11 protein-coding genes are annotated in these 16,757 nt (G+C 44.4%); 7 read left to right on the top strand and 4 right to left on the bottom strand.

The window, feature by feature from the left end; genetic code table 11:
* The first annotated feature begins 5 nt into the window (after window positions 1-5).
* A complete protein-coding gene (locus CWO13_RS05490) occupies window positions 6-4,355 on the top strand; it encodes a transporter substrate-binding domain-containing protein (RefSeq protein WP_108082633.1) in 4,350 nt (1,449 codons plus the stop codon).
* A 42-nt stretch (window positions 4,356-4,397) separates the two neighbouring features.
* Here the strand turns inward: CWO13_RS05490 and CWO13_RS05485 are convergent, their stop codons facing one another.
* Together CWO13_RS05485 and CWO13_RS05480 are read right to left on the bottom strand one after the other, a co-directional pair.
* Window positions 4,398-5,027: a DsbA family protein gene (locus CWO13_RS05485; protein WP_057622342.1), complete on the bottom strand. Its 630-nt coding sequence runs from the start codon at window positions 5,025-5,027 to the stop codon at window positions 4,398-4,400.
* Between the two features lie 98 nt (window positions 5,028-5,125).
* Window positions 5,126-5,464: a Grx4 family monothiol glutaredoxin gene (locus CWO13_RS05480; RefSeq protein ID WP_004741702.1), complete on the bottom strand. Its 339-nt coding sequence runs from the start codon at window positions 5,462-5,464 to the stop codon at window positions 5,126-5,128.
* A gap of 269 nt (window positions 5,465-5,733) precedes the next feature.
* On the opposite strand from CWO13_RS05480, the gene sodB reads away from it, so the two are divergent.
* From sodB to CWO13_RS05465, 3 genes are all read left to right on the top strand, one after another.
* Entirely contained in the window at window positions 5,734-6,318 is a 585-nt protein-coding gene (sodB, locus tag CWO13_RS05475; RefSeq protein WP_004734050.1) for a superoxide dismutase [Fe], read from the top strand.
* A 247-nt stretch (window positions 6,319-6,565) separates the two neighbouring features.
* Window positions 6,566-7,069: a VC2046/SO_2500 family protein gene (locus CWO13_RS05470; RefSeq protein ID WP_261378607.1), complete on the top strand. Its 504-nt coding sequence runs from the start codon at window positions 6,566-6,568 to the stop codon at window positions 7,067-7,069.
* A gap of 278 nt (window positions 7,070-7,347) precedes the next feature.
* On the top strand, window positions 7,348-8,031 hold the full coding sequence (locus tag CWO13_RS05465; protein ID WP_048659756.1) for an SDR family oxidoreductase: 684 nt from the start codon (window positions 7,348-7,350) through the stop codon (window positions 8,029-8,031).
* Between the two features lie 192 nt (window positions 8,032-8,223).
* On the opposite strand, the gene adhE is transcribed toward CWO13_RS05465, so the two are convergent.
* Window positions 8,224-10,929 carry a bifunctional acetaldehyde-CoA/alcohol dehydrogenase gene (gene adhE, locus CWO13_RS05460; protein WP_048659757.1) on the bottom strand — a complete coding sequence of 902 codons (2,706 nt, stop codon included), beginning with the start codon at window positions 10,927-10,929 and terminating at the stop codon, window positions 8,224-8,226.
* Window positions 10,930-11,568: 639 nt separating this feature from the next.
* Here adhE and CWO13_RS05455 point away from each other — a divergent pair.
* Window positions 11,569-12,207 (top strand): YchE family NAAT transporter, encoded by a 639-nt coding sequence (locus tag CWO13_RS05455; RefSeq protein ID WP_004734056.1) that lies wholly within the window; start codon window positions 11,569-11,571, stop codon window positions 12,205-12,207.
* A gap of 149 nt (window positions 12,208-12,356) precedes the next feature.
* Complete coding sequence (locus CWO13_RS05450; protein WP_102478337.1) at window positions 12,357-13,199, top strand: ion transporter; 843 nt, start codon at window positions 12,357-12,359, stop codon at window positions 13,197-13,199.
* A 410-nt stretch (window positions 13,200-13,609) separates the two neighbouring features.
* Here CWO13_RS05450 and asd read toward each other — a convergent pair whose 3' ends face one another.
* Window positions 13,610-14,728, bottom strand: a complete 1,119-nt coding sequence (gene asd, locus CWO13_RS05440) for an aspartate-semialdehyde dehydrogenase (RefSeq protein ID WP_017629874.1) — start codon at window positions 14,726-14,728, stop codon at window positions 13,610-13,612.
* A 500-nt stretch (window positions 14,729-15,228) separates the two neighbouring features.
* Here asd and nhaC point away from each other — a divergent pair, with 500 nt between their 5' ends.
* Window positions 15,229-16,665 (top strand): Na+/H+ antiporter NhaC, encoded by a 1,437-nt coding sequence (nhaC, locus tag CWO13_RS05435; protein WP_017063453.1) that lies wholly within the window; start codon window positions 15,229-15,231, stop codon window positions 16,663-16,665.
* The last annotated feature ends 92 nt before the right edge of the window (window positions 16,666-16,757 follow it).

The following is a 16,757-nucleotide window of genomic DNA, read 5'->3' as shown; positions in this document are numbered from 1 at the left end:
TCTTTATGCAGAACAATGCTACAAAAACGAAAACGGGGTGTGTCGCCTTTCTATTGAGTTGCCTTACGGTATTCATGTGGCCACTGCAGAGCCTTGCTGAAAGCACACCTTTAGAAAACTCGTCGAATAACCAAGTTGTATTACGTGTCGGCCTGCCTTCTTACAACATGGTTCCTTATAGCTATCAACATCAAACTCCCTCTGGGAACAGAGTTTCAGAAGGGCTACTTATCAGCATGTTGGATGAGGTATCGGCAAACGCAGGCTTCAAATATCAGATTGAGCTGTACCCAACATTTAGCGGCGTACTCAGTGCATTTGAAAAGGGTGAATTAGATTTGTTGGTCGGCGTCTCTTCGACCAAAGAGCGCCAAGAATACATGACCTTTAGTGAACCCATGTTCTCGATTCGACGAGCGGTCATTACTCAAAATCTGAAAATAAACGACTTGAGTGAACTGGCAACCGCAAACTTAGCGCTAGAGAAAGGGTTTGCGCTCAATGACCTTCTTCCGAGCTTGCTTCCAGAGAGTCGAATTACCACCTTGGACAGCACACAAGCGGCCTTCACTGCGATTGAAGATAATCGTGTCGACGCTTACATTGGGGATGCGCTTGCCCTTTCTGCGCTGCTACGTGAACAGCCTAAAGACTCACTCACACTATCCGTCCTTCCTGATCTGCCAGCTGACCACTTGCACTTCGCCGTCAAAAAAGGAAAACATAAACTACTCAGCCGAATCAACTTTGCTTTAGAGGACATCAAGCAAGGTTCGCTGCAATCGATTTACAATCAATGGCTTGCCCCATCTCAACACTCGATGTTGCTGGACTACGGAGCACTGAACTTAACCCAAGACGAAAAGAACTGGCTCGATAGAAATCCTAGCATCCCAGTAGGAACACACGCCAATTGGTACCCTTACGATTTTACTAACGAGCAACAGCAACACTCAGGCTTATCTGCTGACGTCTTAAATCTAATAAGTAATGTGCTCGGCGTGTCATTTGAAAGTACCACTTACCTAACTCCAGAAGCAGCCGAGGTCGCGTTCAATAATGGTGAGACAATGGTGCTAACCAACATCACGCCAACCACAGATAAAGCGCGATACATGGACTTCACTCAAGCCTACAGTTTTGAACCATGGGTGTTATTGAGTCGCTCTGATCGCTTAGGCAACTTTGCGCCAAGTGGCAACGAAGCGATTGGTGTGATTGAAGATTCTGGAGGCACAACAGTTCTACCTTCTCTCTGCCTGACTTGCCAAGCCGTCCCTTACATCAATCACGTGAGCACTTTCCAAGCATTACAGAAAGACGAGATCAGTTTCGCGCTCGCTTCACTTCATCATGCTGCACCTTTATTGCATCAAGACTATGTTGGGCAATTTAAAATCACTGGCACCATTAATGAGCAAAACAGCGCTCCTTTAGCTCTCGCGGTCAACTTCCGCCATCCCATGCTACTGAGTATTATCAACAAAGCCATTAGCGCATTGCCTGCCAATGAACTTGAGCGCTTGGAAAATAAATGGCTGACCTATGAATACCAAGAAGGCTTGTCGCCACGTGAAGTGGCTAAATGGTCGGTGATCATCGGGCTTGGGATCTTTATAGTCATCTTCGTGATCGTATTCTGGAATCGCAAGATGGCAGCGGAAATCGAGCAGCGAAAAGTCGCAGAACAACGGGCCAAAGCAGCGGAAGCCCATTTACAAACCCTGGCCGACAACATTGATGGGGTTGTGCTTAAACATATTCAAACAAACCTCGGGCAGCCTTTGAATATCCAGTTTAGCTTCGTCAGTGCCGGTGTAACCGATATGTTCGGCTTATCTGTTGATAGCGTAAAAGAGCATCCTCAACGTCTTTTTGAGCTTATCTCGAAAGATGGCTTGCCACAGTTTAAAACCAGCATGCTCGATGCCATTGAATCCGGGCATTGGGAAAATGAACAGCAAGTGCAGTTAGAATCAGGTGAAGCGAAATGGGTGAAATTTAATAGCCAAGTATCGAGCGGCCAAGCCATTGAGTGGAACACGGTGATAACAGATATCACCCTGCTGAAAAAACAGCAACAGGCTTTAGACAATGCTCGCCAGAAAGCAGAAAGTGCCACCGCCGCTAAGTCTCAGTTCCTAGCAACTATCAGTCATGAGGTTCGCACCCCAATCAGTGGGATCTTAGGGCTATTAGAGTTAATGCAGGAACATCAGCTGAGTGAAGAGTTGCTGAACTTACACGGTGGATTGAATCAGTCTGCTCGTAACTTACTGCACATCGTTAATGACGTACTCGATTACTCCAAGATTGAAGCGGGAAAACTAGAACTTAACCCTACCGAGATTGAATTAGGCAAAGTATTAGCGCGCATCGTACAACCGCAATCCATTCATGCACAACAAAAAGGCTTGGCCTTCCACTATTGGCAAGACCCAAACCTCGCTCAGTGGTTGTTTGCAGACGACATACGACTCCACCAGATTCTGAATAACTTCCTCAATAATGCGATTAAGTTCACCGAGCATGGGACAATATCGTTACATGTTGATGTGATTGGACAGAACGAACATCAGCAGAAAATTAGCCTCACTGTCTCAGATACAGGTATTGGTATCCCGAAAGACAGACAACAAAGTTTATTCCAGCCTTTTGAACAAGCCGACAAAACCACCAGCCGCCGTTTTGGGGGCACAGGGCTTGGGCTGTCTATCGCTTTGAAGTTGATTGAACAGATGAATGGCACCATAGAGTTGTCGAGTGAAGAAGGAAAAGGCAGCCACTTTACGGTTACCGTTACCCTCCCAACTTGTACTCCTGAACAGGCAGTCAACAACGCTTTGGCTCTGCCACAAACTTTACTCTGCACTTCGGATGTTGAAAATACTATTGAACTAGGTGTGGGCAATCACTCTCACGAGGTGTATGTGGTTGGTTACGTTCTGCAACAAGAAGAGCTGTGCCGATATCTGAAACACTTCGGCCTTGAACCAAAGGTTCTGCATATTAATCAAAAGCACCTGCTCAAAGAGATGGTCGTCAAACATCAGCCAAAACACATCTTTGTTACGATGTCTGTATGGCAGCAACTGGCGATTACCGATGCATGGATTCAACAACATACAAGCTCAACACGCTTCACGGTGATCAACCAAAATCCAATGCTCTCGCCTGAGCCTTTAGGCAACTCTTGGTGCTTGTCGGTCAATCCGCTGCTACCCGATAACCTTGTGCATGTTCTAACGAAACCCGTCAGTCACGACAATCTAATCTCACCAGTGGATAGCGAAGCTAAAGCGCCTATCGCTGAAGAGACTCGCGAACAAGCTGAGAACAATGGTAGGCTGATTCTGGTCGCGGAAGATCACCCTATCAACCAGCAAGTCATCGCTAAGCAACTTGAAAATATTGGTGTCCATGCCGACATAGTTGATAACGGAGTTCTGGCTCTGAACGCCTTGAAAGATAAACGCTATGGGTTGCTTCTCACCGATTGCCACATGCCGGAAATGGATGGATACACGCTTGCTTCAAGCATTCGTCAGGTAGAACAACGCAGCGAAGAACTTGCTCAAGAAACTCGAAGGTTGCCTATCGTCGCATTAACAGCAAATGCCGTACAAGGTGAGGATGCTAACTGTTATGCTCACGGCATGGATGACTTCTTGGTCAAACCCGTTTCTATTAAACAGATGAGATTAACCATTGAGAAGTGGCTGCCCGCAATCGACGATTCCAACCCGGTTCGTGAAACTGATGTTTACGATGCAAAGGAATTAAAGGCACAGAATCAGGAAGTCAGTGCTTCATCAAACTCCTCACCTAAAGACGAAGAAGCCAATGAATTTTCGATGCTGTTCCAAGATATTGAACAGAGCTTTGCGGAAGTGGAGATCAGTAACCCATCAGAGCCTAGCCAAGAGGTTACTCCTGCTAGCCCTCAAGACTCATTCAATCTTACTAACAATCAAGTTATCGACTACGCCGCGCTCTACGACCTATTTGAAGATCACGATGTCGTAATGACCTTGCTTAATGAGTTTGCCGTAAGCTTCATGGAAGATAATAAACGGATAGACGACCTGTGGGCTCACAAGGAATACAAGGAGCTAAAAACCACGGTACACCGACTTAAAGGCGCAGCAAAAATGGTGGCATGTGACAGGATTGCTTCTCCGCTCGCAATCATTGAGGCACGAGCAAACGATCTGGTAACCGAAGCCACGGACTTAGATCAAGTCAAATCAGAAATTGAAGCTTCAATCGCGGAAGTAACTACGACATTCGAACGGTTTACAGAGGAGATAAACCAATTACGTCAGACAAAAGAAAAGGCTTACTCTTATGAGTAAGCCTTAGAAGTCATTGCGCCAATACAGACAACTCTCGCTGAATTACGCAGCGGGAGCATTACTCACTAGAATTTCGCGAATAGACTTAAGCGTTGCTTCCGTTGAATGGTAATCCAATTCAACTTCACTAAAGATGCCGTTCACTTCAAGCATTAAAGTCGGATAAGAGAATACTCCCATCGCTTCTTTAAAGCCTAACTGGTCATCTAACTCACTTTCCAATAACTTGCTAGAAAGGTCATTTTCAAACTGTTGAACATTCATACCTAGCTCTTCAGCCAACTGCAGATGCGTTTCTTGGCTATGTGGCAACATCGCACGAAGATAATAAGCATGTTGAATCGCTTCAAGCATCGCTTCGTAGTGGTCTTGAAAACCAGCGGCAATCACAGCACGGCATGCAGGGTAAGTACTACGAACAGGTTGGCACTCAGTCCAAAATTCATGGTTAAACTCAGTCCCTAGTTTAGCTTCGATTTGCTTCCAAATCGCTTGCAGCTTGCCTTTCATCTCTTCTGACATTGGCTCATCAGAATCCGGGGCCAAACCACCCACTACATAGTTAAACTCAATGCTCGCAGGCAATTGTTGTTTCAATAACTCAAGTGTTGGCTTGTAACCCCAACACCAGCTGCACATTGGATCATGCACATAATGAAGTTTTACGTTCATTGTTCATTCCTTATCGAGTCAATGATTCGATCAATTCAAACAAAAAAGGAGCCTAATTAAGGCCCCTCATTTTAACTATTCAGCGCAAAGGCTAGAACTTATTCAGCGTCATCGCCAGCAACTTTAGCCGCTGCTTCTTTGATGATTGGCTGAAGTTCGCCTTTTTGGAACATCTCAAGAATGATGTCACAACCACCGATTAGCTCACCTTCAACCCAAAGTTGTGGGAAAGTTGGCCATTGTGCGTAAGCAGGAAGCTCTGCACGGATATCAGGGTTTTGTAGGATATCTACGTAAGCAAATTTTTCGCCACATGCCATTAGAGCTTGAGACGCTTGAGAAGAGAAACCACAGCTAGGTAGCTTAGGAGAACCTTTCATGTACAGTAGAATAGTGTTTTCTTCAATTTGCTGTTTGATTTTATCGATAGTTTCCATTGCTTCCTCGTTAATGGATTACGGCTTTTATTGCCTTTATTCTACCCCAAACCAAAAGAATAAAAACCATATAAAAAAAGAGGTTAACAAGCTAAGCTAACAATTCACACAAAAGTGATGAAATAAGCTTTTAATAAAGTAAAAACTTGCTAAACTATATCGCAAGTCAGCAAATTGACCATGGTTGGCAGTATAGCGAGCCATGAATAATAATATCACTGGAAGCAATCGAAAGAGTTAACTCTTTCATATCAATGGAGAATTGAGCAATGGCATTTGAACTACCGGCTCTTCCTTACGCGAAAGACGCGCTAGAACCACACATCTCAGCAGAAACGCTAGATTTCCACCACGGTAAGCACCACAACACTTACGTTGTTAAGCTAAACGGTCTTATCCCAGGTACTGAGTTTGAAGGCAAAACACTAGAAGAGATCGTTAAGACTTCTACTGGTGGTGTTTTCAATAACGCTGCTCAAATCTGGAACCACACGTTCTACTGGCACTGTCTTGCTCCTAAAGCAGGCGGCGAACCAACTGGCGCTGTTGCAGAAGCTATCAACGCTGCATTCGGTTCTTTCGAAGAATTCAAAGCGAAATTCACTGATTCAGCAATCAACAACTTCGGTTCTTCTTGGACTTGGTTAGTTAAGAAAGCTGACGGTTCTCTAGACATCGTTAACACTTCTAACGCTGCTACTCCTCTAACAGAAGAAGGTGTTACTCCACTTCTAACTGTTGACCTATGGGAACACGCTTACTACATCGATTTCCGCAATGTTCGCCCTGACTACATGGCTGCATTCTGGAACCTAGTAAACTGGTCTTTCGTAGAAGAGAACCTAGCTAAGTAATTATTACTTACGCTGAGCTATTTATAGCGAGTTATCTATTGAAAGCTCATGCTTCGGCGTGAGCTTTTTTGTATCTGTCGTATTCCACAAAATCTCGACATTTCGTAATCAACTTGCCGATAGAGATTACTTCTCGACCTATTGATATCGTTCTTCCCCCCGTTGTATAAATTCTCTATTTGCCTGTCATTAAACACTAAAGTTTGCCGACTCCATGCCGTTAAAGGTGTATCCAATGAGAGGCGACATGCAAATACATACTTTAGACAAAGCAGGAATCATCAACGAACTGAAGTTCGGCATCGGGATCAGCCAAGCGGTTGAGCAAGGTCGCCGTGCAGATTTCGCGTTGCTGTTATCTATGTTTTCTAATGATGTTCGTGATTGCACGCCGATTGACACCATTGAAATCACAGAGACCAATGAAGATCGCCTCCGTAAACAATTCGGCGTAGCAGAACCTCAACAACTGCGTTCAAACCAGTCGTCGTATGAAATTTCAGCTCAACAATCTAATCATTTTCATCAAGCCAGCCTTGCCAGCGCCAAGCTCAGCCATTACTTAAAGCCTGAAGCGCTTGCCTTCATGCCTGAAGATACGGGCGACTTACCCGAAGAGGTTTATCAAAATCTTTCTGGTCATGACCGACGCAAACTAGCAAGCAAGGATTCACCTGATTTGCCACATGCCACGCTCTACAATGATCTAACTACCGCGCAACGTCAGTATCAAATTCAAGCTCAAGTATAGCGGTCACCTAGCTTTCCCTTTTTCGCTGTCTATCCACCGCTCTTCTTGAATTAACTCGCGCACATTAAAGCATTCATGCGAGTGATATGAACCACTAGCCTTAGGCAAGCTAAAAACACTAGATGTCGGTTACCGCTTGAAGTTACTACAAAATGTGACGTGCCACTAAGTTCATAAAAACTTATTAATAGGTACAGCTTAGTTTGAGCCAATTCACACCCATTGTATGAAATTTAACCCATCCTTGTTCGACATGGACGATTTGTTTAGGTACTGGGATGAAAATAAAAAGCTCAATCATATTGGTGACATCTGCTGGCTCGCGGCTGGGAGGGACGATTGCGAACCACTTTGTTAACCTTGGAGCCACAGTCATCCTTTGTGATAAGGACTCAGAAGCACTTCAGGCAACTTATTTACAATGTGCCCGATTTTCTGACTCTGTTTACCATTACCCGCTCAAAGGCAATGACAACCAAGCGATTATCAGCGTATATGATTTTATTCAATCGACCTTCAACACTACACCTGATGTGCTGGTCAACAATTGGATAAGCTCCCCAATGCCAAGCCTAATTGGTGATCAGCCTGTCAGCAGCTTTATTAATGATCTCTCATCGATGGCATCGACCCTTTTCGCATTTGGGCAAATTAGTGCCGAGAGGTTGCGAGAGGAAGACAAGGAAGGCGTGATTGTGAATGTGATATCTCATGATGACTTTCACGATATGTCCGGTTTAGAGAGCGCAAACTCTATGATCACTGGCTTTACCCATAGTTGGGCTAAAGAACTGACTCCATATGGTATTCGAGTCGGGGGTGTTGTCCCCGCCGTTCATAACTCTGATGGCAAACTCAACCGATGCCATTGGGCGCAGCTGCAAGATGAACTTACTAGAACAACCGAATACATTGTCTCGAACGACTACTTCAGTGGGCGAGTTGTGGCGGCAGAGGTTTAACCCGTTCCCGACTCCAAAATATATAGTGACGAACACAGCTCATATTGAGTACAAGAGCTATCGCCTTTCAATCTGTTTTATAAACGAACCAAACATAAAAAAAGCCCCAGTCTCTCGACTGGGGCTTTCATCTTTTCCCGATAGATAAGTATCGTGCTAGCGAAAACTTATCTCAAAACTAATGCTTACTTATTATGCGTTAGCTTTTTCTTTTTTAGCTTTTGGCGCTTTCGCTTCAGCTGGCTTTTGGTCTGCTTTCTTAAGGATAACTGTAGTACCTTCGAAAGTTTCGCCTTCAACGTATGGTTGGCCGAAGTAAGAAGTTGTTAGCACTTCTTTTAGCTCAGTGATTAGAGGGTAACGTGGGTTAGCACCTGTACACTGGTCATCGAACGCTTCAACAGCTAGCTCGTCTAGTTTAGCGATGAAGTCAGACTCGTTAACACCCGCAGCTTGGATAGATAGTGGGATGTCTAGGTCTTTCTTAAGCTCTTCTAACCAAGTCAGTAGACGTTCAATCTTCTGAGCAGTACGGTCACCAGCTTGGCTTAGGCCTAGGTGGTCAGCAACTTCAGCGTAACGACGACGTGCTTGTGGACGGTCGTACTGAGAGAATGCAGTCTGCTTAGTTGGGTTATCGTTCGCGTTGTAACGTACAACGTTTGAGATAAGTAGTGCGTTAGCAAGACCGTGTGGTAGGTGGAACTCAGCACCAATTTTGTGAGCCATTGAGTGACACACACCTAGGAATGCGTTCGCAAATGCTACACCAGCGATAGTTGCTGCGTTGTGTACTTTCTCACGAGCGATTGGGTCAGCCGCACCATTTTTGTAGCTTGATGGTAGGTATTCTTTAAGCATCTTAAGAGCTTGAAGAGCTTGACCGTCTGAGTATTCGTTCGCTAGAACAGATACGTAAGCTTCAAGAGCGTGAGTTACTGCATCGTAACCACCGAACGCTGTTAGAGACTTAGGCATGTTCATTACTAGGTTCGCATCAACGATAGCCATGTTTGGCGTGATTTCGTAGTCAGCTAGTGGGTACTTAGCACCAGTCTTGTCGTCTGTAACAACAGCGAATGGAGTAACCTCTGAACCCGTACCTGAAGTAGTAGTAATACATACTAGCTCAGCTTTTTGACCCATTTTAGGGAACTTGTAGATACGTTTACGGATATCCATAAAGCGCATTGCTAGTTCTTCGAAGTGAGTTTCTGGGTGCTCGTACATAACCCACATGATCTTAGCAGCATCCATTGGAGAACCGCCACCTAGAGCTAGGATTACGTCAGGTTGGAAGCTCTTCATTGCTTCAGCACCTTTCTCAACAACAGATAGCGTTGGATCTGCTTCTACGTCGAAGAAAGTTTGAACTTCGATGCCTTGTGCTTTAAGCAGGCTAACTACGTCATCAGCGTAACCGTTGTTGAATAGGAAACGGTCAGTTACTAGGAATGCGCGTTTCTTACCTTCTAGGTCGCTCATTGCGATTGGAAGGCTACCACGACGGAAGTAGATAGACTTAGGTAGTTTGTGCCACAACATGTTTTCAGCTCGCTTCGCTACAGTTTTCTTGTTGATAAGGTGCTTAGGACCTACGTTCTCAGAGATAGAGTTACCACCCCATGAACCACAACCTAGAGTTAGAGAAGGTGCAACGTTGAAGTTGTACAGGTCACCGATACCACCGTGAGTAGTAGGGATGTTGATTAGGATACGAGCAGTCTTCATCTTGTCACCGAAGTAACGGATGCGGTCTGCGTTAGTATCTTGGTTAGTGTAAAGACCAGATGTGTGACCGATACCACCGATTTCAACCATAGTTACCGCTTGAGCAACAGCGTCTTCGAAGTCGTCTGCGCGGAATAGACCTAGAGTTGGAGATAGTTTCTCGTGAGCGAATTCGTCATCGTAAGAAACTTTACCAAGACCTTCACCTACAAGTACTTTTGTATCAGCAGGAACTTTAACACCAGCCATTTCAGCGATTGCTGGAGCAGGTTGACCTACGATTTTAGCGTTTAAGTTGCCGTCGATAAGAAGCACTTTACGTACTTTATCAGCGTCAGCTTTAGATAGAACGTGAGCTTTGTGAGAAGCGAAACGCTCTTTAACTTCGTCATATACTTCACCAACAACGATTGCTGCTTGCTCAGAAGCACATACAACGCCGTTATCGAATGTTTTAGACATTAGGATAGATGCTACAGCACGTTTGATGTCAGCTGTTTCATCGATAACTACAGGAACGTTACCAGCACCAACACCGATTGCAGGCTTACCAGAAGAGTATGCTGCTTTAACCATGCCTGGACCACCAGTAGCAAGGATAAGTGCGATACCGTCGTGCTTCATAAGCGCGTTAGAAAGCTCTACAGATGGTTGGTCGATCCAACCGATGATGTCTTTTGGAGCACCAGCTGCAACAGCTGCGTCTAGAACCAGTTTCGCTGCGTCGTTAGTTGAGTTCTTTGCACGTGGGTGTGGCGAGAAGATGATGCCGTTACGTGTCTTAAGAGAGATTAGAGATTTGAAGATTGCTGTAGAAGTTGGGTTCGTTGTTGGAACGATACCACAGATGATACCTACAGGCTCGGCGATAGTCATTGTGCCTAGGTTGTCATCTTCTTCTAAGATGCCACATGTTTTTTCGTCTTTGTATTTGTTGTAGATAAATTCAGATGCAAAGTGGTTTTTGATAACCTTATCTTCAACAATACCCATTCCAGATTCAGCAACTGCTTGTTGTGCTAGTGGAATACGAGCGTGGTTAGCAGCAAGAGAAGCTGCACGGAAGATTGCGTCTACTTTCTCTTGAGAGAATGTTGCAAACTCTTCTTGTGCTGCTTTAACGCGAGCTACTAGAGCATCAAGTTCCGCTAAGTTAGTTACAGGCATGGTGGATCTCCTAAAATAATAAATATTAAAAACTTTTTATTAATTTCGCTGCTTGCTTTTAACCTCAAACAACAACGTTCTTAGTAAATTGCTTTCAGGACTGAGTATATTATTTCACTGTATGAAAAAAATTGACCCAGATCAGTTACCCAAAAAGAATTAACCAAAAAGTAGTAAGACAATCGCAAAAATGAACCTAAGACGCTGATTTAAATAGATTAAAATCACATTTTCCATCAGCACAAAAAACAAGCAAACAGACGACTTTTTTCTACATTGCGTCATAAACTGTAAAAAAGTTTCATTTTTAGTCCGTTAAATTACATGTATACAGCTATATTCGTGCTACTGAGAGTATATCCATACCGTTGCAACGAGCTAGAAACTGTCATAATTTTTATTAAAAGCGTGCGTGAGATAACATTTAGTTCAAATTACATTACAGCACGAAACACGAGAAAACAATTTGTAACACTGACATTACACATCTCACACTCAATTAGTTTTTCTAAAAAATAGCCCCTTCTTCAAGTTAGTTTTTTTCATTCGCTCTCATTGAATTTGTCCCTTACATTACGCACTCTGACAAAGGTCAGATCAAACCCACTATCCTACTTAACGTTACTGGAGATCGCTCTCATGCAAGGTTTAGAACTCGCAATCTTTATGCAATTCTTCCTTGGGCTTGTTGCAGCCGTAAACCCAATCGGCATCATGCCTGTTTTTGTTTCTCTAACTGCTCATATGCCACCAGAAGAGCGAAACAGGACAGCCTTACAAGCCAACATTGCTGTTGCCGTTATCTTGATTGTGTCGCTTGTTGCGGGGCAAATGCTTCTTGATATGTTTAGCATCTCGTTAGATTCATTCCGCGTTGCAGGTGGCTTACTGTTATTGAGCATCGCATTTTCGATGATGAGCGGTAAGCTCGGTGAAGATAAGCAGAACAAACAAGAAAAATCGGAATACATCAGTAAAGAGCAGATCGGCGTTGTTCCGCTGGCTATGCCGCTAATGGCAGGTCCGGGAGCAATTAGCTCGACCATTGTTTACGGTTCTCGCTACCCTGCTGCTATTGATACGGTAGGCATCGGCATTAGCATTATTGCCTTCGCAACTTGCTCTTGGCTTTTGTTCCGTTCAGCGCCAGTTATCGTTCGTTTCCTTGGTCAAACCGGTATCAACGTTATTACACGTATCATGGGCTTGATTCTTGGCGCATTGGGCATCGAGTTCATCGCCAATGGCTTACGTAATTTGTTCCCAGGTTTGGCATAACGTTTAACGGCATTTCGGTTGCTCTATAAAGGGCAACAATATTGAAATATAGATGAGGCGAGTAAAGCAATTGGGCTTTCACTCGCCTCGTTATTATGAAGCTAGTATAATGACTGTTAATGCATTTAACAGAAGATGAATCTCTCCTTATGTCACGTAAGCCACTTAAGCATCATTTGTACGTCATTATCTTTGGCACTCACACTCCAGCCGGACGCGCATTTGATATTTCACTGATCGTTGCAATCTTGGCTTCGCTGTTGGTGCTTATCTTAGAGTCGATCCCTAATGTGATGACCGAGTGGTCACAGCAGTTGCGTTACATTGAATACAGCTTTACTGCCCTCTTTACGCTTGAGTATCTGTTGAGGCTCTATTGTTCTCCAAAACCAAAATCTTATGCCACCAGCTTTTACGGTGTCGTTGACCTATTAGCGATTCTTCCAACCTACTTAGCGATCATCTTCCCTGGTGCTTCGTTTATGGGTGTGGTGAGGCTGCTTCGTGTGATGCGTATCTTCCGAATCCTAAAACTGGTTCGCTACCTGCAAGATTCCAATATTCTGTTGCGCTCACTGTTAATGGCAAGACGAAAGATACTTATCTTCTTCAGCACAGTTGGGATCTTAGTCGTTATCTTTGGTGCTCTGATCTTTGTTATTGAAGGCCCAGAAAATGGCTTCACCAGTATTCCTCACAGCATCTATTGGGCAATCGTAACTATCACGACAGTGGGGTATGGTGACATGGTGCCGCAGACCGCGCTTGGCAAAGCCATAGCATCACTGACCATGCTATTGGGTTACTCAATTTTGGCGGTGCCGACAGGAATTATTACTGCAGAACTCAGTAATGAAATGAACTCACACAAAGAGTTGGTTAAGTGTCCTAACTGCAACCGAGCGGGTCATGATTCTGACGCCATGTATTGCAAACACTGTGCAAGCGAATTGGCAGATCCAGACAAGCGTGTCGTCACTGAAGAGAAATAAAAGCAGATGCGAGATTCGGGTAGCGAGATGCGAAAAAGATTTAATAGCAGTTTCGTGATTTGAGTATGTGACACAAAAATACTAAAAGGGTGGCGTTTATCGTCACCTTTTTTGATGTTGGTTCACTGAGCCAAAACGAGATTCCCGACTACGCTCCTTCGTCGCTATCGGGAATGACGCAATTTAAGTTAGAAGAAAAACGTCATCCTCAAGAGTGAGGAACGAACGAGTTGGGGATCTCTTCCTTGTCCCATTCCAATGAGAAGATTTAAGTGAAGTCGCGAGTGAAATTAATCAACCTTCCGCAAACAAAAAAGCCGATGTATTAACACCGGCCTTTGTCTCTCACGAAGCTAAGCATTCACAAAGAGTGGCGCCTGCTTTAACTTCTGAATAGAAAGAGCTTTCGATTACGCCTTCTCAGCTAAGATAATGCGTAAAGTACGACGTAGTGGTTCTGCAGCACCCCAAAGCAGTTGGTCACCAACAGTGAATGCGTTTAGGAAGTCGTTACCCATCGACATCTTACGCAGACGACCGACTGGTACAGACATAGTGCCTGTTACTTTCGCTGGTGTTAGCTCCTGTGCTGTGATGTCGCGGTCATTAGGAATCACTTTAACCCAATCATTGTGTGTCGCGATGATCTCTTCGATTTCGTCCATTGGAACGTCTTGCTTAAGCTTAATCGTTAGCGCTTGAGCGTGACAACGCATTGCACCGATACGTACACAAGTACCATCGATAGGGATTGGCTGACCATCTAGGCCAAGAATCTTGTTCGCTTCAACGCCCGCTTTCCATTCTTCTTTGCTTTGGCCGTTTTCACGCTTCACATCGATCCAAGGAATCAATGAGCCAGCAAGAGGAGCACCAAATTGGTCTGTTGGGAATGAAGATGAACGAATCGTATCCGCAACCTTCTTATCAATATCAAGAATCGAGCTTGAAGGATTTGCTAACTCAGAGCTTACGCTGTCGTTGATCACACCCATTTGTGAGATCAGCTCACGCATATTCTTAGCGCCAGCACCCGATGCCGCTTGGTAAGTCATCGCACTCATCCACTCGACCATGCCTTTTTCATATAGGCCGCCTAGTGCCATAAGCATCAAGCTCACAGTACAGTTACCGCCAACGAAAGTGTTGGTGCCGCTGTGAATGCCTTGCTGGATTTGAGCCAAGTTAACAGGATCAAGAGTGATGATTGAATCAGCATCCATACGTAAGGTAGAAGCCGCATCAATCCAGTAACCTTTCCAACCAGCTTGACGCAGCGCTGGGTATACTTTTGATGTGTAATCGCCACCTTGACAGGTAATCACAGCATCAAGCTGTTTTAGGCTATCAATATCAAAAGCGTCTTGAAGTAGACCCGCATCTTTGCCGCCTAGAACAGGGGCAGGAATACCAATCTGAGATGTGCTGTAATAAACAGGCTCAATCAAGTCGAAGTCTTTCTCTTCAACCATACGTTGCATCAGTACAGAACCAACCATACCACGCCAACCAACTAGACCTACTCTCATCGCTCACTCTCCATGTATAAATTAAAAATTGCTCTCCCCCATCTATAAGTTTTTCAGAAACAGAACTCAAGTGCTTTTTGTCAAAAAGTGTAACTTTTTCGTTTCTTTTAAGTGAACGTAATGAATCGTGCAGTTATCTCTGTATCGGCATTCCATCTCCACCTCATTGATTAAGCGCTCATTATCGACAAGTTCAAACATTTACAACGCCAAAACCGATTGAGTCGACGCCCATCACAAACAGTAAATCCCTCTTTCAAACCAAGGTTAATCAGAGTTTTATTTTACAAAACGAAAACAACGTGCGACAGATTTCAACATGTAACAATCATGAATTTAACAATATTTCAGATTATGAAACCACAATTGATTGGTTTAATAGTCAAATATCACAACTTGGGCGTATTTTTTCGATATAATAAACTAATTACTGTAGTGTCCGTTCTGCACCACACACTATAACGAAGCACTATAAATGCTCGAAATCACAAGAGGCTTTTATGAAGCAGAGTAAAACTCGCCTACCGAACCTATTACAGGTATTCATCGCGTTAGGACTATTTCTATCCCTTGCTTTTTCCTTTACTGCAAAGCTTGACCTTCCAATTCAACTTGCCTTGTATATTGGCTGGTTCATTATCATGGTTCTTGGTATTCGTCTTGGACACCAATACAAAGACTTAGAAAAAGCAGCACTCAAAGGAATATCCAATGGCTTAGGCGCGGTTTTAATACTTTTAGCCGTTGGCGCTCTTGTTGGTACTTGGATCTCAGGCGGAATCGTACCTACTATCATTTACTATGGTCTGAAAGCTATCCACCCTTCTATCTTCCTTTTAGCGACCATGATTATCTGTTCTCTAACCGCATTGGCGACCGGTACTTCTTGGGGAGCTGCGGGTACAGCAGGTATCGCGATGATGGGTATCGGCCAAGGCCTAGGTGTTCCAGCACCGATTACTGCAGGTGCAGTGCTGTCAGGTTGTTACTTCGGTGACAAGATGTCTCCGCTTTCTGATTCAGTGATTCTGGCTTCTTCAATGTCTGGTGTTGAAGTAGTTGAACACATCAAGGGCATGCTTCCAGTTGCATTAATCAGCTACGTGATTACAGGCATCATGTTTACTGCGTTTGGTTTCCACTATGCGGGTAACGTTGACATGAGCCAAGTAGACTCTGTAATCAAAGCAATGGAAGTTCAGTTCTACATCACGCCTTACTCATTCGTTCCGGTACTGATCGTGCTTGGTCTGTTGGCTTTCCGTATGCCTTCATTCCCGGTAATCAGCTTTGGTTCTCTGCTGGGTATTATCTGGGCGGTCATGATCCAAGATATCGACTTCCTTACGGCATTCAATACGGCTTGGGCACCGTTCTCAATCTCATCTGGCGTAGAGTTTATTGATTCGATTCTTAACCGTGGCGGCATGTCTTCAATGCTGGGTTCAGTTGCGGTTATCGTATTTGGTCTAGGTTTCGGTGGCTTACTGGATAAAGTGGGCGTACTAGAGACAATCGCTAAGGTGTTTGAGCGCCGCGTAAACAGCGCAGGCTCACTAGCGACTAGCACAATTGGTACGGCCTTCATGGGTAACGTGTTCGGTTCTGCAATGTACGTATCGTTAATCCTTACGCCAAAAATCTGTGCGAAAAACTACGACCGTTTAGGCTACAAGCGTAAGAATCTATCTCGTAATGCTGAGTTTGGTGGCACGCTAACGTCGGGTATGGTCCCGTGGAGTGATAACGGTATCTACATGGCGAGCATTCTTGGTGTTGCGACGCTGTCTTACGCACCGTTCATGTGGTTAAGCTTCATCTGTATCATCGTGACTATCGTGACATCTTACATGGGTTGGTTCGTTGATAAGTGTGAACCAACAGCACCAGCGTTTGAAGCTGAAGAAGCAACAGAGTTAAGCAAGCAACAAGCTTAAGTTCAGGAGCTAACGCTTTCGAACGTAACTCAAAACTTAATGGTTAAATGCAAAAAGAGCGCCCTAGAGCGCTCTTTTTTGATCTGATGATT

The sequence above is a fragment of the Vibrio sp. ZF 223 genome, assembly GCF_003050585.1.
GTDB classification, from domain to species: Bacteria; Pseudomonadota; Gammaproteobacteria; order Enterobacterales; family Vibrionaceae; genus Vibrio; species Vibrio crassostreae.
Note: the sequence above shows the minus strand (reverse complement) of the source record. Positions and strands in the feature narration are given on the sequence as shown.

Coding starts and splice junctions, on each gene's coding strand:
- CWO13_RS05490 (WP_108082633.1), top strand. CDS start 6: ATGCAGAACAATGCTACAAAAACGAAAACGGGGTGTGTCGCCTTTCTA.
- CWO13_RS05485 (WP_057622342.1), bottom strand. CDS start 5,027: ATGAACGTAAAACTTCATTATGTGCATGATCCAATGTGCAGCTGGTGT.
- CWO13_RS05480 (WP_004741702.1), bottom strand. CDS start 5,464: ATGGAAACTATCGATAAAATCAAACAGCAAATTGAAGAAAACACTATT.
- sodB (WP_004734050.1), top strand. CDS start 5,734: ATGGCATTTGAACTACCGGCTCTTCCTTACGCGAAAGACGCGCTAGAA.
- CWO13_RS05470 (WP_261378607.1), top strand. CDS start 6,566: ATGCAAATACATACTTTAGACAAAGCAGGAATCATCAACGAACTGAAG.
- CWO13_RS05465 (WP_048659756.1), top strand. CDS start 7,348: ATGAAAATAAAAAGCTCAATCATATTGGTGACATCTGCTGGCTCGCGG.
- adhE (WP_048659757.1), bottom strand. CDS start 10,929: ATGCCTGTAACTAACTTAGCGGAACTTGATGCTCTAGTAGCTCGCGTT.
- CWO13_RS05455 (WP_004734056.1), top strand. CDS start 11,569: ATGCAAGGTTTAGAACTCGCAATCTTTATGCAATTCTTCCTTGGGCTT.
- CWO13_RS05450 (WP_102478337.1), top strand. CDS start 12,357: ATGTCACGTAAGCCACTTAAGCATCATTTGTACGTCATTATCTTTGGC.
- asd (WP_017629874.1), bottom strand. CDS start 14,728: ATGAGAGTAGGTCTAGTTGGTTGGCGTGGTATGGTTGGTTCTGTACTG.
- nhaC (WP_017063453.1), top strand. CDS start 15,229: ATGAAGCAGAGTAAAACTCGCCTACCGAACCTATTACAGGTATTCATC.